Below are 19,557 nucleotides of genomic sequence, written 5' to 3' on the forward strand. Positions count from 1 at the left end.
GTGGGCTCAAGTTTACTGCGGTTCGGCGGGATCCGCCGTGGCGTCCTTGAGTTCCCTCCGCGAGATCTCCAAGCCGATCGCGTCGTAGTGCGCCAGCACTACCGGAGAGGCAGACGTGCCAGGCTGGTCCAGCAGGCCAAAGGCGAAATCACTGGCGGCAAGAAGTTCTTCATCGGAGCACTTGTCCAGCGGTTGGAATCCCGCCGCATCGATCGAGGCTCCGAATTCGCCGGTGATCTCAATCGATTTCGATCCCGTTGCGGCCCCGAGCGGGAAGCTGGCACGCTTGTCCGTAAATTCCAGGGAAACTCCGGATCCGCTGACGAGGCCAACTTCCGTGGTTCCGCCGTCGATCGCGTTGAGGTCGTTGCGGAGTCCCGCCAGGGCTTGAGATTCCACCAGCGAGGCGCGGGAAAAGCCCACTCTGATGTGGGAGGTGACGCCCATTCGCCGAATCCGGCGAACGATGTGAACGAGCGCGGGCCTCGAATCTTGATTCAAGCTCCCCCGCACGTCGATTTCGACTGCGTCGGTGGAAACATCGAATTTTACGACGGCGTGCAATCTGCGGTCCATAGGTACTCCAAAGAAGGGTGTCTATGGCCGACGGCTCAACCTCAAAAAGCGTAGCCTCTGGACGCCTCGTTGTACACCCCGCGCGTTGACTCATAAAAAACCTCCGCGTAGCCGCATACGTTGCCTCATGGGAAAGGGTCCGGGAAGGGTGGCCGCGGAGATCCTTGAGGGATGGGATTGACGATGGGTGAACGCAAAGCCGTGACGAAGCACCTGGCCGAGTCCTACCGGGCCGGTGACCGGGCCAGGAAGGGGCGGATCCTGGATGAGCTTGTCGAGCTGACCGGCTGGCACCGGGACCATGCCCGGGCGGTTTTGCGGCATGCGCTCGATCCGCCGCGGCCACGGCCCGTCAGGCCGGGACGCGCCCCGGTGTATGGGGCCGACCTGCAGGACGGTCTCGTGCTGTGCTGGGCGGTGCTACGGGGCCCTGCGGGCAAGCTGCTGGCCCCCATGCTGCCGGATCTCGTGCCGATGCTGCGGGCAGAGAAGGTCCTGGACATTACCGACGGGCAGGCAGCGATGCTCGCCCGCATGAGTGCGGCGACCATTGACCGCCGGCTGGCCGGTCAGCGGGCGAAGCTCCTGCCGCATGGCCGGTCCCATACCAAGCCCGGATCTTTGCTGAAGTCCCAGATCCCGATCCGCACCTGGGCCCAGTGGGACAGCGCTGTGCCGGGTTTCGTCGAGATCGATCTGGTCGGCCACGAGGGCGGCGCCGCGTCCGGGCAGTACTGCTTCACCCTCACGGTCACCGATATCGCTACCGGGTGGACGGTGAACCGGTCCGTGCCGAACAAGGCACAGAAGCACGTCTTCGCGGCCCTGCGGCACGTCCTGGCGGTCTTCCCGTTTCCCGTCATCGGCATCGATTCGGACAACGGCAGTGAGTTCATCAACAACGAACTCTTCGAGTTCTGCCTCGAGCACCGCATCACCTTCACCCGGTCGCGCCCGAGCAACAAGAACGACGGCGCCCACGTCGAACAGAAGAACTGGTCCCGGGTCCGTGAGCTTGTCGGCTACCTGCGCTATGACACCGCCGCGGAACTGGAGCTGCTCAACGAGATCTGGGAGCTGGACCGGATCTTCACCAACTACCTGCTGCCCCAGCAAAAGCTCATCGCCAAGGTCCGCCACGGAGCCAAGGTCAGCAAAACCCACGACCGGGCGGCGACCCCGCACAGGCGCGCCGTAGCAGACCCCGCCGTGGCACGGATGCCCGTGATCCGCATGAACGCCCAATACAAGAAGATCAGGCCGGCCGCGCTCTCACGGCAGATACTGGCCCTCACCGGCCAGCTTGAAACCATCGCCACCGCCAAACAACCGGCACCGATCAAACCCGCTGTGAACGAACGATGGAACCACACCAGCCGGAGGTTTTCACATGAGGCAACGAATCAACCTTCCCGGAGGTATTGACGTGAGGCAACAGGCCCCGCTAGTTGCCCCGCAGCCGGGCCGGACTCACCCGGCCCGGCTTCGGCCCGGCTGCTGGACCGGCTGCTGAACCGGCTGCTGGACCGGCTCTTCGAAGTGGGTCAGGGTGCCCGCTGTATCGACGGAATCCACCACGGACTTGGCGATATCGCGCAATTTCACGTTGCGGTTACTCGAGGCCTCCGTCAGGATCCGGACCGCGTCCTCCTGGCTGCAGCGGCTCTGTGCCATGACAACTCCCACGGCAATGTCGATAATCGTGCGGGACTCCATTGCCGCCCGGAGATTGTTGGCGCTGTCCTTATGAACAGCGAACCTCACGGCAAGTCGCAAGGCCTGCGATACCTCGCGGGTATAGCCCCTGGCCCGGTCCGCGGCCCTTTCGTTGAACTTGTATGGGGCATCGGAGTACAGATTGAGGGCCGCCTTGGCCTCGCCCTCAAGGTTGAATGGCAAGGAGAGGACTGATCTCAGGCCGTACGATGCAACGGCAGTCGCGTAGTCGGGGCCCCAGCGGTTCTCCTCCAGGAGATCCGGAACGTAGACTTCCCGCTCCTCCTTGGCGGCCGTCAGGCATGGTCCTTGGGCCAAGGAATACTGGATCTCGTCCACTTCACGGGCCACATCACTGCTCCACCCAATCGTGAGTGCCTTCCGCTCGCGCAGAAGCGTGATCCCACAGAGCGCATCATCGCCGTCGCCCGCCATTTGGTGGGCAGAAAACCGTGCCAGTTCGTTGAGGAACTCCTCAAAATCGGCACTTTCCAGGATCAGGTTCTGGATTTGGTCATTAGTGGTCGGGGCGGAATCTGCAGGGAGCATGGCGCGTTCTCCAGGTGAATATGCTGACGGGGGCATGTGGAAATAATAAGTCCCTTCCGTACACCGTCCCACACCGCGGCCCAATAGGATACGACTAGTTGAAACCAAGACTTGTCAGGCACCGGAGCCGTCGCGCTTAGCGCCGTGTCAGCGTCGCGCGCGCTCCGCCAGGACCCGGGACCATGCCGCTGGCGCCAATACCACCGCGACGCCGACGGCGGCCCCGATCACCGTCTCCACGATGCGGTCCCGCAGCAAGAGCCCCGGCGGGACGTTGGCAACCAGCAGAGTGGAAATGAGCGCCAGCGGCGTGACGAAGATCTGCGCCACAAGATATTGGCGCGCAATGAAGAGCTCGGCCCCGAACTGGCATGCGGCAATCACCAACACCATTTGCCAGGGCGCCGGGCCCAGCCAGAGGATTCCGGCCAACACCAGCAACCCGAGCAGGGTCCCAACGATCCTCTGGATTCCGCGTTGCACCCGATGGCGGGTACTGCGCCCCACCAAGGGAACCACCGCCGCCACCATGGCCCAATAGCCGTGTCCGAACCCGAGCCATTGCCCAGCCAAGGTAGCAAGCGTTCCGGCCAGCCCGGCGGCCACGAAGTAGCCCAGGCCTTCCAGCCAGGCAGCCCGGACTTCCTGGGGAAGCAACCGCTCCGCCGGCGGTCGCTTCCAGGGCGTCCGGTGGCTCGGAACCACCCGCGCCGACATTCCGATCAACAACGCCAACACAACGGTCAAAACGGCGGAGAACATCCCTTCCCAGAGCGGCGGCTGCTGAGGCACGGAGGCGATCGCGGCGAAAGCGAAAATATGGAAGAGGGACCCTGCCGGGCGAAGTCGCCACAGCGCAGTCACCACGGAACAAAGCGCGGCGACCAAGGTGGTGCCAAGCGTGAGGATCCACACGTACACGTCCGAGCCCTGCCCCACCCTGCCCGTCAGGGTGGCGAGCAGGATGATGCCCAGCAGCAGCGAACCGGCCCGGAGTTGGCTTCGAAAACGGAGGCTGTGGGGCTCGTTGCGGCCATAAATGTTGGTGAATGCGGCAAAGCTGGCGAAAACCACAAGGTCCAGCCGTCCGAACAGTACGAGGGTGATCAATGGCAGGAAGACGCCCACCGCGCAGCGCACAGCCGGATGATGGTCCTTGTTGCCGGGACCGATCCTGAACATCTCTGCCAGGGCGTTCAATGGATTGCCTGCCTCGCTTGCTTCTCTCGAGCACTGTACTGCTCAACTAATACTGCACGACGGCGGCACTGGCATCCGCTACGAGCTTACGTCGGGCGGCTTCAGGCAATCCGATCAGCTTCCGTTGAATGGTAGGTCCTGCGTGGGAGTATGACGCCTCGACACCTTCGATTGATAGTCTCGTGTCGGTTGTTACCGGCCGGCCGGGCCTCGCTCCGGCCACATCACCCGCACCCGTTCACCGGAGGAAATTCCATGCTTAAAGGTTTCAAGGACTTCGTTCTTCGCGGCAACATTATCGAGCTGTCCATCGCCGTGGTCATCGGCACCGCGTTCACAGCCCTGGTCGCAGCGTTCACCACCAACATCATCAATCCGGTCATCGCAGCCGCCGGCGGAGTCAACGCCCAGGGCCTGGGCTTCTCCATCTGGCCCGACAACGCGAAGACGTTCGTCAATTTCGGTGCCGTCATCACAGCGTTCGTGACCTTCCTGATCACGGCCGCCGTGGTGTACTTCATCTTCGTTGCGCCCATGAACAAGATCAACGAACTGACCAAGCGCCGCGCCTCCATTGAAGAGCCTGAGGACGAACCGCTGCCGGCTGACACCGCCCTGCTTGTTGAAATCCGCGACCTCCTGACCGATCTCGCCGCCGCCAACAAGAGCAACGAGAACGCCCGCTAGGTTTGTGCATTACGGCCAGTTCGGCGCATCCGGTCGGCGCCGAACTGGCCCCCATCAGTGCTGACTGAGATCGTGACGCAGGCGCAATCCGCCTGAAACAGGGCTCGGGCACGATTAGTGCCATGAAGCCGAACAAGAGGACTTCCGCTACATCCGAGCTCTCCTGCGAAGTGTGCGGCCAGATGCCCGAGGCTCCGAAGGCCCGGGTCACCGTGGCCCAAATTGCTGTGATGTTGCCCATCGAACTTCTTGTCCACGCCATTGTGGTTGAAACGCAACTGCCTTACCTGGCCAAGGTGCTCCTCCTGACGGTGACCGCAACCGTCCTGGTCATTTGGGTCGCAGAGCCCTCCGCGGCCAGGATTCTGCGGCGCTGGATCCACGCGCCTGCCCTCCGCCACCGTAGGAAGCTCCATTCGGCCCCGGCTCTTTGGCGGGCGAGGACCATACTCCGCGACCAGCCGGGATCGCTCCAACGCATCACCCAATCGCTGGCGCGGAGCGACATCAATATCCTCAGCATCCATGTCCACCCGATGGACGGAGCCGTCATGGACGAATTCGTACTTTCGGCTCCGGGCCACCTCGGCGAGCAAGAGCTACTGACAGCGCTCGACGACGGCGGCGGCCGGGATTCGCACGTGTGGCCTACCACTGCACTCGCCATGGCGGACGGCCAGACCAAGGCCTTGAGCCTGGCTGCCCGGATCGCCCACAACCCGCAAGAACTACCGCTGGCGGTTGCGGAACTCCTTTCGGCGAAAATCGTCATCCCGGAACCCGAAGGTCAGGCCGTCAAGGCGGGCGCCGCCGTCGGGCCCTCCACGACGCTGCTCAAGATCCCCACCGCCTGGCACGGCCCGCTCCTGTTCTCCAGGCCGGGCGAGCCTTTCACGCCGGCGGAATCAGCGCGCGCACATCGGCTTGCCGAGCTCGCGGAAATCCTGGCGCACACCCGGAGCGCCAAATCCAAGGGCCGGGACTAACCGGGCGACAACTGGAAGGTGGTGGCGGGGTGAGCGCCATGGACATGAGAGAGCCGGATGCTCCGGAGGTATCCGTTCCCGGGCAGCCCAGCGCCGAGGCGGTGGCCACGAGCCGGGAGCCCCAGCACTGGGGCCGTGCCATGGCCGTTGCCATCGGCAAACTCGGGGACCAGCTGGCGTTGAAGGATGGGCATGAGGCCCTGATGGGCCGGGAGCTGCGGCTCCTCATCACTACGGATCCGGACGGCGCACGCATCTCGATGTGGTGTTTGCCGGAGGAGTAGCGAGGACGTCCGGATTTCGTATCGTGAACGCGACTCCGGTGCCCATAAACACCGCAGGTACAGTTTGTCGGGTGACTACGAAGATTGATCTCGAGCGTGCCGCCAATACCCTGCGGGCGTGGGCGTTGGATGAAGACCTGAAGCAGCGTGTCATGTCCACACCAGCCTTGGCGACGATGGCTTCGCGCGTGGCAAGGCGATACTCGGCCGGGGACACTGCAGCCGACGCCATCGATGTAGCGGCAGCGGCGGTGGCCCGCGGGCATGCCGCGAGTATCGAATACGCGGGTGAGAGCGTGCGCAACGCCGGCCTCGCACGCTCGGAAGCCGGGGTGTTCCTTGAGTTGGCCGCCGCCCTCGGGAAAACCGGTCTGCCGAGCACCATCTCTTTTGATCTGTCCCACCTCGGCGCCCTCGTGGACCCTGAGCTGGCGCTCGACCATGTGCGTCAGCTCGCCGCGATAACGGAACCGTTCGGAACGGGGCTGATGATCTCGGCAGAAGGTTCGGATCGGACCGATCTGGTCCTGGACCTGTACGACGAACTCGCGGTCGAGATCCCCCGCGTCGGCATCACACTCCAAGCCCGCCTGCATCGCACTGCCGGAGACCTCAAGCGGGTCCTTCGCCACCCCGGTACCGTTCGGCTGGTCAAAGGCGCGTTCCTTGAACCCCAGTCCGTCGCCTACCCTCGCAACAGCGTCGAATTGACTAACGCCTACCTCGACCTGGCGAGCCGGCTCATCCTCTCCGGCCACCCGCTTTCCCTTGCGACGCACGACGACGAGCTCGTCAACACGCTCATAACCAGGCACGGCGAGGCGCTGAAGACCGATGCGATCGAATTCGAGATGCTCCTCGGACTGGGGACCGATCTTCTCGACCGGCTCCACAGGGACGGCTTCAGGACGCGCGAGTACGTCATCTTCGGTGGCGAGTGGTGGTTGTACGTCCTCAACCGCATCGCGGAACATCCCGAACGGGCGCTGACGGCTCTCGCCGACCTCAACCCGAGTTAAGGATTCCCGGGTCCTGTAGCCAGTTGCGCGTCGGTATCCCATACCGGCGCCGATTCGGACGCCAATGCCTACAAGTAAAGAAACTTCACCCCTCGGTCACATTCTGTTTCTTCGCTTTGTATACCAAAAGTCTTGACAGTGCGCCGGGTCACATCTATTTTTGATTTTGGGATCCCAAAGCGGGATCCCAAAACGGGCCCAACGAACCGGCAGCGTCCCTCCTCCCAGAAAGAGGACCGGGCCGCGACTGCTGCCGCCGACGCGAGTCCAGCTGCCGCGGCAACCCGCACCCGGCACAACAATTCAAGACTTTCCCCGCTCCTCAAACTCCCCTGAAGGAGAAACTGTGTCTCTCCAAAACACCGAAACTGACGCGCATATAGTCGAAGGAAAAGCCGGCAAGGACGGCGTGCAGCGACGCACGAGTGTCCGTTGGAGGCTCTTCGTCCTGCTGCTGATCCTGGTAGCCGTCAACTACATCGACCGCGGCTCCATCTCCGTGGCCTTGCCCATCATCCAAAAGGAATTCAACCTCGCACCGGAGCTCGTCGGGCTCCTGCTTTCCGCATTCTTCTGGACCTACGCCCTCATGCAGATCCCCGTCGGCTTGCTCATCGACAAGTTCGGCCCCCGCAAGGTCGTCACGGCGTCGTGCATCGGCTGGGGTGCCGCAACGGCAGCATCCGGCCTGGCCGGCGGCTTCCTCAGCATGTTCATCGCCCGCCTGGGCATCGGTGTCGCCGAAGCTGGCGTCATGCCGGCCGGCGGCAAGCTCAACGCCATCTGGATGCACAAGAAGGAGCGCGGCCGCGGGGCCACGATCCTTGACGCAGGCGCCCCGCTCGGGGCTGGCCTGGGCGGTATCCTCATCACCTGGCTCATCGCCTCAACCGGCAGCTGGCGCTACTCGTTCATCATCGCCGGCGCGGCCACCGTCCTCATGGGCCTGGCAGTGTGGTGGTACGTCCGGGACAATCCCCGCAACCACAAAGCCGTCAACGCCGCCGAGGCAGAATACATCGAGTCCTCCCACGCCGAAGAAGACGCCGAGGCCGAGAAAGACGGCGTCAAGGGCAAGCGCGCCCTGCTCCCCTACCTGAAGTTCCGCTCTTTCTGGGCCATGTGCTTTGGCTGGCTCGGATTCAACGGCGTGTTCTACGGCCTGCTGACATGGGGCCCGCTCTACCTGGCCCAGGCCAAGCATTTCAACCTGAACACCATCGGCTGGTCCACGTTCGTGATCTTCGGCGCAGGTTTCGTCGGTGAGATCCTCGGCGGCGCCATCGCCGACAAGTGGCGTGCAACCGGAGCCTCGGCCAACCTGGTCATGCGCACCCTGCTGGGCATCTCCAGCGTCGTGGTAGTCGGCGGCCTGGTTGGAGTGACGGTCGTCGCGGACCCGATTACCGCCGTCGTGCTCCTCTCTGTTGTCCTGTTCTTCCTCCGCTGGGTGGGTCTCTTCTGGTCCATCCCGGCCATCCTGGGCGGCCGTACCAACGCCGGCGTCCTGGGCGGTGCGATGAACTTCAGCGGCAACATCGCAGGCTTCGTCACCCCGATTGTGGTAGGCCTGATTGTCGGGGCTACCGGCTCCTACACGTGGGCGCTGCTGTACTTTGTAGGATCCGCCGTGATCATGGGGGTCTCCGTCCTGACCCTGAACTACAACAAACGGCTTCCGGTCTAACTCGCCTGACCGGGACGGCCGTGTGGTCCTGAACCGCCGCACGGCCGGACGCCTCCGGGTTGCCGGACGCAATGATCCAAGAGAACACGAATGGAGCAAAGATGCTGATTGCAGATGAAACCCCCACCACGGACCGCCCCCTCCGGGAATCCGTGCGGGACGCCATCCGTTCGCGAATCTTCGAGGGCCATTACGCGCCCGGCACCCGGCTGGTGGAGCGGGACCTCGCCGCCGAATTCAACGTCTCGCGACTCCCCATCCGCGAAGCCCTCCGCATGCTGCGCCAGGAAGGCCTCATCCAGGACCGGGCCTCCCGCGGTTCCGAAGTGGCAGGGTTGAGCCCCAAAGACGTGGAAGATCTCTTCGACGTACGTCAGTCGCTCGAGGTCCTCGCCTGCCGCCTTGCCGCGGCCCGCGCCACGGACAAGGACCTCAAACACCTGGCGAGGCTCCTCGATGAGGCCGATCGCTTCCTCGCGAAAGGCTCAATCCTCGAGGCCCACCGCGCCAACAGCGAATTCCACGATGCCATCACGGCCATCGCCAACAACGATTTTCTCCGCACCGCGCTGGAACCGCTCCAAGGCCGCATGCACTGGCTCTTCCGCCACGTCGACGACCTGCCGGAGCTGATCCAGGAACACCGCGATCTCTACGCCGCCATCGCCAGCGGCGATCCCGAGCGCGCCGCAACCCAATCGGCGTCGCACATTGGAAAGTACCGCGAGCAGTTTCCCCAGAACGAGCCCGCCACCGAACTCAAGTTGCAAGGCAAACGACCATGAAATTGCTAGTCATCAATCCCAACATCAGCGCGGACGTCACTGCGTTGATCGACGCCGAAGCCCGCCGCTCGGCGGGGGCTGACACCGAGCTGATCGTCCGGACCGCCGGCCGTGGCGTCGAATACATCGAGACCCGCTTTGAAGCCCTCATCGCGGCCGGCGCAGTCGCCGAAATCATCGCCGAGCACTCCGGCGGCGATCCGGAAGCGGACCGCATAGACGGCGTCGTGGTGGCCGCATTCGGCGACCCGGGAATGCCCGCACTCAAGGAACTTACCGACGTCCCGGTCATCGGCATCACGGAGGCAGCCCTCTGCGCCGCGGCCCTGCAGGGTCAACGCTTCTCCATCATCGCCATTTCGGACCGCATCACGGCCTGGTACCGGGACTGCGTGGAGCATTTCGGACTTGGCAGCCGTCTTGCCTCGATCCGGTCCATCAACCAGAGCCTCAACGGCATCGGCACCGTGCAACAGGATTTCAAGGAAACCCTCCTGGCACTGAGCAGGCAAGCGGTCGCTGAGGACGGCGCCGACGTCGTCATCCTGGCAGGTGCCCCGCTTGCCGGACTCGCGCGCGAGCTTGAAGGACAGATCCCCGTGCCCGTGGTGGACGGAATCTCCGCCGGCATCCGCATGACAGAAGCGGTTGTGGCCCTGCAGTCGGGCTTCCACCGCCAAGGCGCTTTTGCGCCGCCACCCGTCAAGAACCGCCGGGGGTTGTCCGAAAACCTCGACGCCGCCCTGACCGCCATCCAGGCCGCCGCCGGCGCTTCCGTTACCGCCAACGCCGTTCCGGCCGGAAAGTAGGGACCACCGTGACCATTCCCGATCTCGTCATCGCCCACGGCACCGTGGTCAACAGCCATCAATCCACTGGGCCGGCCCGGCAAGCCGCCCACGTTGTAGTGCGCGATGACCGCATCACCCAGCTCGTCGATGCCGCGGAACCGGTCCCCGCCGCCTCCCGCACCATCGACGCATCCGGCAAGTTGGTCATCCCTGGCGGCGTCGACGGTCATTGCCATGTGGCCCAAGTGACCGGACGCTTCCGCACCCTGGACGACTACCGGACTACCTCCACCGCGGCCCTGTGGGGCGGCACAACAACCATCATCGATTTCGGTATTCCGCGTGATGCACAGGAATCCCCGCTGGACGCCGTCCTGGACAAGAAGCGCTTGGCCGCCGAGTCCCGCTGCGACGTCGCGCTCCACGGCTCAGTGGTCAGCTGGGACGAGACCGTGCCCTGGCAGCTGGAACAGCTCGCCGCCGAAGGGGTCCGTTCGGTCAAGATGTACACCACCAACCGCGGCTCCACCATGGCCGACGGCGACACCATCCTGAAGGTCATGCGTGAAATGGTGCGCCTGGACGGACTCACGTACATCCATGCCGAGCACGATCCCATCATCGCCGACTGCACCGAACAGCACGCCGCGGACGGGCGGATCGGCATCGAGCACCTGCATTCCACCCGGCCCGAACTCGCCGAGGAGATTTCGGTCAAAGAGACCCTTGCCATGGCCGAGTACACCGGTGCGCCCGTGTACTTTGTGCACCAGTCGACCCCCGGCGCCGTGGATCTTGTCAGCGAGGCCCGGAATCGTGGCCAAGAAGCCTACTCCGAGACGTGCCCGCACTACTTGACGCTGGATGACACCGTCTACGGCAGCGATTTCCCCGAATGGTATGCGTGCTGCCCGCCCATGCGCAGCGCCGAAACAGTAGCCGCGCTGAAGGAACGCCTCGCTGCCGGGGCCATCCACACCGTGTCCTCGGACCACTCCTGCTACGACCTCTCGCAGAAGCGCGCGCGCACCGACGACGTCCGCTTCATGCCGCACGGATTGCCCGGCGTGGAAACCCGCATGCCTGTCACGTTCACCGCGATGGCGCCGAACAGCACGGTGGAGGACTTCGTCGAGGTATTCTCGGCCGGTCCCGCGCGGATCAATGCCGTGCCCGGCAAGGGCACTATCGCCGTAGGGTTCGACGCCGATCTGGTCATTTTTGATCCCGCCGAAGAACGCGAGGTCGACGGGGGCGCCCTCCACATGGGAACTGACTTCTCGCCTTTCGAAGGGAAGACGCTGAGCGGCTGGCCCGCCGTCGTCGTCTCCGCCGGACGCGTGGTGGTCGACGACGGCGGTTTCCACGATCCCGGGCCGGTGGGCCGTTTCGTTGCCCGCAACGGCTTCGCCGCGCACCGCGACGCACTCTCCGTTCGAAAATCGCCGTCCGTTCCCGCCACAGTTTCTGCTTAGGAGAACAATGCCTTCCACACACCGCCCCACCCGCATCGGCATGATCGTGCCGTCGTCCAACACGTGCCTGGAGCCGCAGAGCTACCGGATCCTGGGTGACCGCCAGGACGTCACCATCCACTTCACGCGTATTCCGGTAACCCGGATCGCGCTTGATGATTCTTCGGACAAACAGTTTGATGCGGCCGTCATGCGGGAGGCCGCCGCATTGCTCGCGACGGCGGACGTGGACGTCATCGCGTGGAACGGAACCTCCGGTTCCTGGCTCGGTGCCGCCCACGACGAAGCCCTGGTCCGGGAAATCACGGAAGCCACCGGGATCCCGGGCACCACCTCGACGTTGGCCTACCTGGAGGCCTTCAAGACCTTCGGCACGGCAAGGATCGGCATGTTCACCCCCTATACCGGGGACGTGAATCACGCCGTCATTGAGTCATATGCGCGCGAAGGCATCAAGACGGTAGACCACCGCTACCTGGACCTCAGCAACAATGAATCATTCGCCCGGGTCACGGACGCTGAAATGCTGCCCGGGTCCTTGGAACTTGCTGCCTCGAACCCGGACGCGCTCATTTATTTGTGCACGAACCTTTACGGCGCCAACATCACCGAGGAAGTCGAGGAAACCACCGGAGTACCGGTCCTTGATTCCGTGGCGGTGACGCTGTGGCATTGCCTCAAGCTCGCCGGGGCGCCGTTGTTGGCGCCCAAGTGGGGCCGGCTGCTTGCAGAACTAGCCTGAGTCGTCTGTGGTCCCCTCCTAAAGAGGTTGGATGTTCTCTGCCTGGGGGCCTTTCGGACCCTGCACGACGTCAAACTGGACCCGCTGATTCTCGTCTAGTGATCGGTACCCACTTGAGGCGATCGCTGAGTAGTGGGCAAAAACGTCCGCCGAACCGTCGTCGGGGGCAATGAAGCCGAAACCCTTTTCGGCGTTGAACCACTTGACAATACCTGTTGCCACGGCCATGTTCCTTCTCTGAATCTGACTGACCACCGGCTTCAAACCCGATGCCCCCGGACGCATACGTCCGCTTCCTCAAACCTACGGTGCGGGGTTCGGGGGCGCAAGGATCTCCGGAGGTCTCGGTGTTCCCTAGTGCCAGAATCTTGAGGATTTCTTGCTCCTCTGCAGTGCGGGATCTTGAAACTGGGACGGCAGAGTGGTTGACGATTAGCGTCGTCGGCCATGAAGGAGAACACCAGGTGGGGTTGTTCCGGCGCCGGTTCGAAGCGGCAGCGCCAAAGATCCACGTGGACATCCTCGAAGATCACGCACTGCTCCGGGAGAGTCTTGCTTCCTGGCTTGAAGCTAACGCAGCAACCGTGAAGGTGGTGGGCAGGTTCAGCTCCTGGGCTGAGCTCGCCGCCTCGCTGGGACAGTTGTCTGACGTTGTCCTGTTGGACATCATCCTTGGTGACCGGATCCCGCTGCGCTCCAAGATCCACGCCATTCTCTCGACAGGGTCACAAGTGGTGGTCTGCAGTTCCCTCGCGACGCCACTGGTGATCCGCCAAGCGTTCGACGCCGGCGCCCTGGCCTACATACCCAAGACGGCGGGGGCCGAAGTGCTCACGGCAGCCGTTCTCGCGGCAGCGCGCGGCGAGAAGTTCGTCCTTGCCGAGCTTGAGGGCGTCTTTGACGGTCCCGGGCCGCGGATCCGCCTCACCCCGCGTGAACACGAGGCGGTCACTCTGTATCTCGGCGGCTCGGGCGGGACAATGGCGGATGTCGGCGCGAGCCTGGGCATCAGTGCCGACGGCGTCAAGAAGCTCCTCGTCTCAGTCCGCCGCAAAGCCCATAACGGACCGGAACCACTCAGCCGGCCCGCGCTCCGGGAACTGCTCATCGCCGACGGCTGGCTGCTCCCCGATCGGTGACGGGCGGCGTGGCCGCCGATGCCGCTTCCTAGAATCGAACCATGACTATGCAGAGCCATTCGAAAGTCGCGGTTGTGACGGGGGTCGGCCGGCGCCGTTCGATCGGGGCGAGCCTCGCGGTCGGTCTGGCGCGCGACGGCTGGGACCTCGCCCTCAACTATTGGCGGCCATACGACGATCGCGTCGGACTGGAGGGCAATCCCGACGACCCGGAGTCGATCGCCAGCGAATGCCGCGCGTTGGGAGTCGCCGTCGAACTCGTCCCGGGCGACTTGAGCGATCCAGCGGTGCCGGCTGAGCTCATCAGGGCTGCCGGAACCCTTGGGCCGGTGACAGGTTTGGTCATGTCGCACTGCGAATCAGTGGACAGTTCCATCCTGACGACCGACCTTGAGAGTTGGGACCGCCACTTCGCTGTCAACGCCCGGGCGACGTGGCTCCTCATCAAGGCCTTCGCGGAGCAGCTGCGGGAACCCGTAGTTCCGGGCGACGTCGGTGGCCGGATTGTTGCCTTGACGAGCGATCACACTGTCCACAATCTGCCGTACGGCGCGAGCAAAGGCGCACTCGACCGCATCGTCACAGCAGCCGCCGTCGAGCTGGCAGGCCGGGGTGTGCGTGCCAACGTGGTGAACCCGGGCCCGATCGATACCGGGTGGATGGACGACGCGACGCGGCGTTCGGGCATTGACGCGACTCCGGCGGCTCGACTCGGCACGGCTGAGGACACGACGGACCTGATGAGATTCCTGTTTTCCGAGCAGGGCTCATGGATGAATGGCCAGATTCTATACAGCAACGGGGGCTTCAAGGTCGGCTGAGATGGCCTCGTGTCACTCGGTTACTTCGAGGAGGACGATCAGGCATAATCATGAAAGAGAATGCTATTCGCTTTCATGAGGAGGAACACCGTGTCACGCACCAACACTCGGGAGAGCAGGGTCACCGTTGACAACTGGCAGGAGCCGGGGAATCTGCAATGGTCCTTCCTCCACATGGATGAGCTTTTCGCGAACGCTGCGATTCGCGCCACAGCCGCGGACTCCGCCGGCCCGCTGGAGCGGGCGACGCCTGGGGATCCCCTCGGGCTCCACAGCCTGCCCGTGCGTCTACCCGGCGGCTCGTACAGCACGGTCGAGCAGGTCCTGGCGACCACCAGCACCGATGCCTGGATGCTCCTGCACGGCAATGAGGTTCTCGCCGAGGAGTACTTCGGGGCGATGAGCCCGGGTACAAGGCACCTGCTCATGTCCGTGAGTAAGTCGATCGTTTCTGCCGTGGTCGGCGTACTGGCGGGCCAAGGGAAGATCGACACCGCCCAAGCGATAGAGCACTATGTTCCCGGGCTCCGTGCCAGCGGCTACAGGGGCGCCACGGTGCGGGACATCTTGGACATGCGCAGTGGCATCAAGTTCTCGGAGGAATACCTCGACGCAGGATCCGAGGTGCGGAAACTGGACGAGGCTGTGGGCTGGGCACCCCGCAACGGCGGCGCAGGCACGCTCAAAGAGTTCCTGGTGACCTTGGAGCAGGTCCGTGAACACGGCGGCCATTTCGAATACCGCAGTTGCGAGACGGATGTGCTCGGCTGGCTTTGCGAAGCTGCGAGCGGGAAGCCGTTCGCGGAACTCGCCTCCGAGCTCCTCTGGGCGCGGATGGGCGGCTGTCACGACGCCTACATCTGCCTCGACGCGGCCGGCACCGGCATGTTCGACGGCGGCATCTGCGCCACGCTTGGGGACATGGCTCTGTTCGGTGCCATGATCCGCGACGGCGGGGTCACGCTGAACGATGAGCGGATCCTCGAGCCCGGCTGGGTTGAGGATATCTTCGCAGGCGGCCCTGATACCGCAGCGGCCTTCGCGGCCGGCAATCATGCGGAAGCGATGCCGGGAGGCCGGTACCGCAGCCAGTTCTGGTTTCTCTCGGACGATCCAGATACGGCATACTGCCTCGGGATCCACGGGCAAATGGTCTATATCAACCGGAAGTCCGGGGTAGTGGGGGTTAAATTCTCTTCAACAGCGCTGCCGGTCGACCCCGTCGCGGGCCCTGCAGCGGCCGCGATGTTCGAGGCCATCAGCGAGCGGTTGGTTGCCCTGAACGAGGACTGACGGACCGCCACCCCCGCCCCTTTGCGGGACAGGAGTGGCGGTCGGCAGCAGCAAGCGACGCTGGGGCTAGAGAAGCCCGACCTTGGTCATCAGCTCGGTGACCTTCTCGCTGTTGAGCTTAGCCGGGTCCACCGAAGGTGCCTGGAGGTCCTTGAGAGGCACAAGCTTGGAGTTCGCCGGCACGTCGGAGCCAACCGTGTATTCAAAGGAGTCACCGTTCTGGAGGACCTGCTGACCGGCTTTGCCCGTGATGAACTTCAGGAACTGCTGGGCTTGGGCCTGCTTCTTGCTGGATGCCAGAACAGCCCCGCCGGAGACGCTGACGAACGCACCCGGGTCCTGGTTCTTGAAGTAGTGGAGGTCAACATTCTTGCTGTTTTCTCCGGTCTGGGCCTGATCGACGAAGGAGTAGTAGTGGTACAGGACTCCCGCGTCGACCTCTCCGGCGTTCACGGCCGCGAGTACCGGGGTGTCGTCCTTGTAGGACTTGAAGTTGGTTTTGGCCGCCTCGAGCCATTTCTGGGTGGCGTCCTCTCCCTTGAGCGCAAGCATCGCGCTGACAATGGCCTGGAAATCAGCTCCGCCTGTGGACGCGCCGATGCGCCCCTTCCATGACGGGTCCGCGAGGTCCATCAAGGACTTGGGAAGCTGGTCTGCGCTGAGCTTGGTCTTGTTGTAGGCCAGCACGGTGGAGCGGGCCGCGATGCCCGTCCAGTCGCCGGTGGAGGGCCGGTACTGGGCAGGGACTTGGCTGAGGGTTGCCTGGTCCACGGGGGCGAGCAATCCGGCACTCGCGATGCGGACCATGGCCGGGGAGTTTTCCGTGAGGAAGACGTCCGCTGGGGAGTTCTTGCCTTCCTCGCTGAGCTGGTTGCTCATTTCAAGGTCGTCACCATTACGGAGCGTAACCTTGATTCCCGTCTCCTTGGTGAAGGCGTCCACCCATGCGCCGGTGAGGTTTTCATGCTGCGCGTTGTAGACGACGATGCCATCACCGGATGCGCCGGCCGTGGAACCACCGCTTGCGGTACCGCTTGGTGCGCCGCTGCACGCCGAAAGTGCCAGCAGCGTGGCCGTGGCGGCGGCAAGGGCCGTAGCGGGTTTGATGCCGAATTTCATGGGGGCCTTTCAAGGATTCCGGCTGTGACCGGAATGGTCGGGGGGTACCACTGCGCTTCACGCCGAGCAGCTCGAGGAGCCGGGGAACGGTAGCGAGATAGGCAAGGCAATCCTTACTGTAATAACAACATGCCATTGTTGCGTAATTCTGGGCACGCTGAGGCCGACTGTTACAAACGGGAACGCAGGCGCTAGATTCGCTGCTGTCCGCGTAAGGAAACCGTTAAGGACCCACGACGGGCGCCATGTTTGGTGGTCTGATGAGCATAGACAATTCAGGCTTTGGGCTAACCTCGGTCCTCGGTAGGAGCTGAATCCACCATGAAACGCACTCCCCTCAACCAAGGAGCGGCACACGCTTCCGAGCTTGCCGGCGCGGCTCCGGAAGACTACGTCGTTGTGGATGAGCTCGGTGATTTCACGTACTATCCATCCAAAACCGCCATGCTCAAGGACCTTGAGTACGTTGAGGAAGCCGCCAGCATCCTGGACCGGGCGGGCAACAACCTCCACTTGAGGTTGGAAGAGGGCCGGGAGTTGGGCCTGGGCTCCTCGTTCGGCCGGGTCGAATTCACCTGGCTCCGCCAGACCTGGATCACCGACCGGCGCCGCGAACCGAAAGCGCATCGATTGCTGCGCCTCTACCCCACAACGCTCGATGCCCTTCTGGCTGGAATATTTGAAACCCTGAGCCTGGAACTCGCCAGCAGCGCCACCAGTTCGCCCTGGGTAGTGGATGTAGCGGGGGAAGAGACCCATCCCGCGACACTCAGGGACGTCGATGGCCTCCTCGCGCGGCTGGATCACCTTGAACGTGTCACTGTGCGCGATCCCTTCGGACACGACTACCGGCCAACCCGTCATGCAACACACCGCCTCCACGCCCCTGGCGCAGGCGCGATCTACTACGTGGAGATGGAACCGCGCGCCGAGGAGGCGGAGCAGCATCCCAACGAAACCGACAACCGGCCCTGAATTCATTCAATGTGGGTTGCCCGCCGGTAGGCGCGTTCTGCGATAGTTGGGAACATGGTGAACGTCCAGACCGAAATACTGATCCAGCGGCCCCGCGAGATCGTGGCAAGTTATGCTTCCAATCCGGACAACGCGCCGGTCTGGTATGTGAACATACGATCTGCACAGTGGCAGACGCCGAAGCCCCTCGCGATCGGTTCCCGGGTCGCCTTCACCGCACGGTTCCTGGGCCGGAATCTGGACTATGTCTACGAATTCACCGAGCTTGTCCCCGGCGAGAAACTCACCATGCGCACAAGCCAAGGTCCCTTCCCTATGCGGACCACTTACACCTGGTCCGATGAGAATGGCGCCACCCGCATGACCCTCCGCAACACTGGTGAGCCCTCCGGGTTCTCCGCGCTTGCAGGGATCGTCATGGCGCCAATGATGCGCGCGGCCATGCGCAAGGACCTGGAGAACCTCAAGAAGATCCTCGAAGCCGGTTAGAAACGACGGGCCAGGCCCTCCCCCACGGCTGCGAATCGCCGACGTAGTTATTCGCTGCAAACGCTGGCGAATTTCCGCTGGCGCGTGCAAGGATGTTCCGTACGATTGCAGCGGTCCACATTGGGGGAAACATGACCGAAAGCACCAACCTGCCGGAAAACACGCAGCCCGGCAGCAACGAATACGGCGCATCGCAGCGTCCCCAGCCTGAGTTCGGAATGAACGCCCCGGATGCCTCCGGCGCGCAGATTCCCCCTTGGCATCCGGAAGCAAACCAGGCCCAGGCCACCGCATGGCCGCCCGCTCCCCCGATCCGAACCCGCGAAAACGTGGGCCGAGGCGCCCTGTTCGCCCTCGCCGCCCTCCCGATCGGCGTCGTGCTGTGGCTCGTCATCTGGAGTTTTGGCTGGATGTCCTCGCTCGTCACCTTCGCCGCTGCGGCGATGGCGGCCCGTTTCTATGTGATGGGAGCTGGCGGGCTGAGCCGAAAAGGCGTGTGGGTGATAGCGGGTATCACGGCTGCCACCGCGCTTTTGTCTTTCGTAGCAGGAGTCTGGCTGGACGCTGCCAAATACATCAACAGCCAACCCTTGTCCTTGATCACCAGCTCCGAGCCGTGGGACCTGATGAACTACAACCTGGCGAACAACCCGGACTTCGTGAAGAGTTACATGGGCGACTTCCTCATGGCGTTGCTCTTCGGCGCCCTGGGTTGCTTCTTCACGCTGCGCCGCATGTTTGCCGCGACCAAGAACACCTAACGCTCAGCGGGAAGCGGCGGCTGCGAAGCAAGTTCGCGGCCGCCGCTTTCGCGTTAAGCGCTAGGGCACGACGGCGACCACATCGATCTCGACGAGGAACTCACCTAGGAACGAACCCACCGTTGTCCGGGCCGGGTACGGGGTTTCGACGAACTTTTCGTAGACGGTGTTGAATCCTGCAAAGTCGCGGCCCGGATGGTGCAGGTGCACCGTCGCTTTGACAACGTGGGAGAAGTCGAGCCTGTACGCGGCCAAGACGGCGCCAAGGTTGTTCATGGCCTGGAGTGTCTGTTCTTCAATGGTGGTTCCCACGGCGTCACCGCTGATGGGGTCATGCGGAGTCTGGCCAGCCGTGTAGAGGAAGCCGTTGGCGACGATGGCCTGGGAGTAGGGGCCGGCCGGACTGGGTGCGAATTCGGTTGTGACCTGCTTGCGGGACATGGATTGGTTCCTTTCCGGGGAC

The 19,557-nt window shown here is 63.6% G+C and carries 22 protein-coding genes; 16 read left to right on the top strand and 6 right to left on the bottom strand.

What is annotated here, in order from left to right; genetic code table 11:
* Positions 1-12: 12 nt before the first annotated feature.
* Positions 13-576, bottom strand: coding sequence for a hypothetical protein (locus tag LFT47_RS20690; protein WP_236813708.1), 564 nt, complete (start codon positions 574-576; stop codon positions 13-15).
* A gap of 183 nt (positions 577-759) precedes the next feature.
* On the opposite strand from LFT47_RS20690, the gene LFT47_RS20695 reads away from it, so the two are divergent.
* Positions 760-2,001: an integrase catalytic domain-containing protein gene (locus tag LFT47_RS20695; protein ID WP_236812481.1), complete on the top strand. Its 1,242-nt coding sequence runs from the start codon at positions 760-762 to the stop codon at positions 1,999-2,001.
* A gap of 45 nt (positions 2,002-2,046) precedes the next feature.
* Here the strand turns inward: LFT47_RS20695 and LFT47_RS20700 are convergent, their stop codons facing one another.
* Together LFT47_RS20700 and LFT47_RS20705 are read right to left on the bottom strand one after the other, a co-directional pair.
* The gene (locus tag LFT47_RS20700) at positions 2,047-2,841 is read right to left on the bottom strand and encodes a GAF and ANTAR domain-containing protein (protein ID WP_236818736.1); all 795 of its coding nucleotides are present in this window, start codon (positions 2,839-2,841) and stop codon (positions 2,047-2,049) included.
* Between the two features lie 147 nt (positions 2,842-2,988).
* On the bottom strand, positions 2,989-4,041 hold the full coding sequence (locus LFT47_RS20705) for an FUSC family protein (RefSeq protein WP_236813710.1): 1,053 nt from the start codon (positions 4,039-4,041) through the stop codon (positions 2,989-2,991).
* A 255-nt stretch (positions 4,042-4,296) separates the two neighbouring features.
* Between LFT47_RS20705 and mscL the strand changes: the two genes are divergently transcribed.
* The 9 genes from mscL to LFT47_RS20750 all read left to right on the top strand — a co-directional run bounded on the left by mscL (position 4,297) and on the right by LFT47_RS20750 (position 12,497).
* On the top strand, positions 4,297-4,728 hold the full coding sequence (gene mscL, locus LFT47_RS20710; protein ID WP_236813712.1) for a large conductance mechanosensitive channel protein MscL: 432 nt from the start codon (positions 4,297-4,299) through the stop codon (positions 4,726-4,728).
* A gap of 122 nt (positions 4,729-4,850) precedes the next feature.
* Positions 4,851-5,714 carry an ACT domain-containing protein gene (locus LFT47_RS20715; protein ID WP_236813714.1) on the top strand — a complete coding sequence of 288 codons (864 nt, stop codon included), beginning with the start codon at positions 4,851-4,853 and terminating at the stop codon, positions 5,712-5,714.
* Between the two features lie 29 nt (positions 5,715-5,743).
* Positions 5,744-5,998: a hypothetical protein gene (locus tag LFT47_RS20720; RefSeq protein WP_236813716.1), complete on the top strand. Its 255-nt coding sequence runs from the start codon at positions 5,744-5,746 to the stop codon at positions 5,996-5,998.
* A 71-nt stretch (positions 5,999-6,069) separates the two neighbouring features.
* Positions 6,070-7,017 carry a proline dehydrogenase family protein gene (locus LFT47_RS20725; RefSeq protein WP_236813718.1) on the top strand — a complete coding sequence of 316 codons (948 nt, stop codon included), beginning with the start codon at positions 6,070-6,072 and terminating at the stop codon, positions 7,015-7,017.
* A 346-nt stretch (positions 7,018-7,363) separates the two neighbouring features.
* Complete coding sequence (locus tag LFT47_RS20730) at positions 7,364-8,704, top strand: MFS transporter (protein ID WP_236813720.1); 1,341 nt, start codon at positions 7,364-7,366, stop codon at positions 8,702-8,704.
* Between the two features lie 101 nt (positions 8,705-8,805).
* Positions 8,806-9,489 carry a GntR family transcriptional regulator gene (locus LFT47_RS20735; RefSeq protein ID WP_236813722.1) on the top strand — a complete coding sequence of 228 codons (684 nt, stop codon included), beginning with the start codon at positions 8,806-8,808 and terminating at the stop codon, positions 9,487-9,489.
* Positions 9,486-10,298: an aspartate/glutamate racemase family protein gene (locus LFT47_RS20740; protein WP_236813724.1), complete on the top strand. Its 813-nt coding sequence runs from the start codon at positions 9,486-9,488 to the stop codon at positions 10,296-10,298. Before LFT47_RS20735 ends, LFT47_RS20740 begins: the two co-directional genes overlap by 4 nt.
* An 8-nt stretch (positions 10,299-10,306) precedes the next feature.
* Positions 10,307-11,755, top strand: a complete 1,449-nt coding sequence (locus LFT47_RS20745) for an amidohydrolase family protein (RefSeq protein WP_236813726.1) — start codon at positions 10,307-10,309, stop codon at positions 11,753-11,755.
* A 7-nt stretch (positions 11,756-11,762) separates the two neighbouring features.
* Positions 11,763-12,497: a maleate cis-trans isomerase family protein gene (locus tag LFT47_RS20750; protein WP_236813728.1), complete on the top strand. Its 735-nt coding sequence runs from the start codon at positions 11,763-11,765 to the stop codon at positions 12,495-12,497.
* Positions 12,498-12,515: 18 nt separating this feature from the next.
* Here the strand turns inward: LFT47_RS20750 and LFT47_RS20755 are convergent, their stop codons facing one another.
* Entirely contained in the window at positions 12,516-12,719 is a 204-nt protein-coding gene (locus LFT47_RS20755; RefSeq protein ID WP_035743560.1) for a cold-shock protein, read from the bottom strand.
* A gap of 203 nt (positions 12,720-12,922) precedes the next feature.
* On the opposite strand from LFT47_RS20755, the gene LFT47_RS20760 reads away from it, so the two are divergent.
* The 3 genes from LFT47_RS20760 to LFT47_RS20770 all read left to right on the top strand — a co-directional run bounded on the left by LFT47_RS20760 (position 12,923) and on the right by LFT47_RS20770 (position 15,750).
* A complete protein-coding gene (locus LFT47_RS20760) occupies positions 12,923-13,636 on the top strand; it encodes a response regulator (protein ID WP_236813730.1) in 714 nt (237 codons plus the stop codon).
* A gap of 47 nt (positions 13,637-13,683) precedes the next feature.
* Positions 13,684-14,457: an SDR family oxidoreductase gene (locus tag LFT47_RS20765; RefSeq protein ID WP_442863483.1), complete on the top strand. Its 774-nt coding sequence runs from the start codon at positions 13,684-13,686 to the stop codon at positions 14,455-14,457.
* Between the two features lie 90 nt (positions 14,458-14,547).
* On the top strand, positions 14,548-15,750 hold the full coding sequence (locus LFT47_RS20770) for a serine hydrolase domain-containing protein (RefSeq protein WP_236813734.1): 1,203 nt from the start codon (positions 14,548-14,550) through the stop codon (positions 15,748-15,750).
* A 66-nt stretch (positions 15,751-15,816) separates the two neighbouring features.
* Here LFT47_RS20770 and LFT47_RS20775 read toward each other — a convergent pair whose 3' ends face one another.
* The gene (locus LFT47_RS20775; RefSeq protein WP_236813736.1) at positions 15,817-16,869 is read right to left on the bottom strand and encodes an iron ABC transporter substrate-binding protein; all 1,053 of its coding nucleotides are present in this window, start codon (positions 16,867-16,869) and stop codon (positions 15,817-15,819) included.
* A 321-nt stretch (positions 16,870-17,190) separates the two neighbouring features.
* Here LFT47_RS20775 and LFT47_RS20780 point away from each other — a divergent pair, with 321 nt between their 5' ends.
* The 3 genes from LFT47_RS20780 to LFT47_RS20790 all read left to right on the top strand — a co-directional run bounded on the left by LFT47_RS20780 (position 17,191) and on the right by LFT47_RS20790 (position 19,094).
* Complete coding sequence (locus LFT47_RS20780; RefSeq protein WP_236813738.1) at positions 17,191-17,844, top strand: hypothetical protein; 654 nt, start codon at positions 17,191-17,193, stop codon at positions 17,842-17,844.
* Positions 17,845-17,898: 54 nt separating this feature from the next.
* On the top strand, positions 17,899-18,333 hold the full coding sequence (locus LFT47_RS20785; protein WP_236813740.1) for an SRPBCC family protein: 435 nt from the start codon (positions 17,899-17,901) through the stop codon (positions 18,331-18,333).
* Positions 18,334-18,464: 131 nt separating this feature from the next.
* Positions 18,465-19,094, top strand: coding sequence for a hypothetical protein (locus LFT47_RS20790; protein WP_236813742.1), 630 nt, complete (start codon positions 18,465-18,467; stop codon positions 19,092-19,094).
* 60 nt (positions 19,095-19,154) lie between these two features.
* Here the strand turns inward: LFT47_RS20790 and LFT47_RS20795 are convergent, their stop codons facing one another.
* A complete protein-coding gene (locus tag LFT47_RS20795) occupies positions 19,155-19,535 on the bottom strand; it encodes a RidA family protein (RefSeq protein WP_236813744.1) in 381 nt (126 codons plus the stop codon).
* Between the last annotated feature and the right edge of the window lie 22 nt (positions 19,536-19,557).

Source organism: Arthrobacter sp. FW306-2-2C-D06B (assembly GCF_021789175.1).
Taxonomy (GTDB): Bacteria; Actinomycetota; Actinomycetes; order Actinomycetales; family Micrococcaceae; genus Arthrobacter.

Excerpts from the sequence above, each read along its gene's own strand:
- LFT47_RS20690 (WP_236813708.1), bottom strand. The coding sequence starts at position 576 with ATGGACCGCAGATTGCACGCCGTCGTAAAATTCGATGTTTCCACCGAC.
- LFT47_RS20750 (WP_236813728.1), top strand. The coding sequence starts at position 11,763 with ATGCCTTCCACACACCGCCCCACCCGCATCGGCATGATCGTGCCGTCG.
- LFT47_RS20735 (WP_236813722.1), top strand. The coding sequence starts at position 8,806 with ATGCTGATTGCAGATGAAACCCCCACCACGGACCGCCCCCTCCGGGAA.
- LFT47_RS20795 (WP_236813744.1), bottom strand. The coding sequence starts at position 19,535 with ATGTCCCGCAAGCAGGTCACAACCGAATTCGCACCCAGTCCGGCCGGC.
- LFT47_RS20715 (WP_236813714.1), top strand. The coding sequence starts at position 4,851 with ATGAAGCCGAACAAGAGGACTTCCGCTACATCCGAGCTCTCCTGCGAA.
- LFT47_RS20765 (WP_442863483.1), top strand. The coding sequence starts at position 13,684 with ATGCAGAGCCATTCGAAAGTCGCGGTTGTGACGGGGGTCGGCCGGCGC.
- LFT47_RS20785 (WP_236813740.1), top strand. The coding sequence starts at position 17,899 with ATGGTGAACGTCCAGACCGAAATACTGATCCAGCGGCCCCGCGAGATC.
- LFT47_RS20740 (WP_236813724.1), top strand. The coding sequence starts at position 9,486 with ATGAAATTGCTAGTCATCAATCCCAACATCAGCGCGGACGTCACTGCG.
- LFT47_RS20790 (WP_236813742.1), top strand. The coding sequence starts at position 18,465 with ATGACCGAAAGCACCAACCTGCCGGAAAACACGCAGCCCGGCAGCAAC.
- mscL (WP_236813712.1), top strand. The coding sequence starts at position 4,297 with ATGCTTAAAGGTTTCAAGGACTTCGTTCTTCGCGGCAACATTATCGAG.
- LFT47_RS20775 (WP_236813736.1), bottom strand. The coding sequence starts at position 16,869 with ATGAAATTCGGCATCAAACCCGCTACGGCCCTTGCCGCCGCCACGGCC.
- LFT47_RS20695 (WP_236812481.1), top strand. The coding sequence starts at position 760 with ATGGGTGAACGCAAAGCCGTGACGAAGCACCTGGCCGAGTCCTACCGG.
- LFT47_RS20780 (WP_236813738.1), top strand. The coding sequence starts at position 17,191 with ATGAAACGCACTCCCCTCAACCAAGGAGCGGCACACGCTTCCGAGCTT.
- LFT47_RS20700 (WP_236818736.1), bottom strand. The coding sequence starts at position 2,841 with ATGCTCCCTGCAGATTCCGCCCCGACCACTAATGACCAAATCCAGAAC.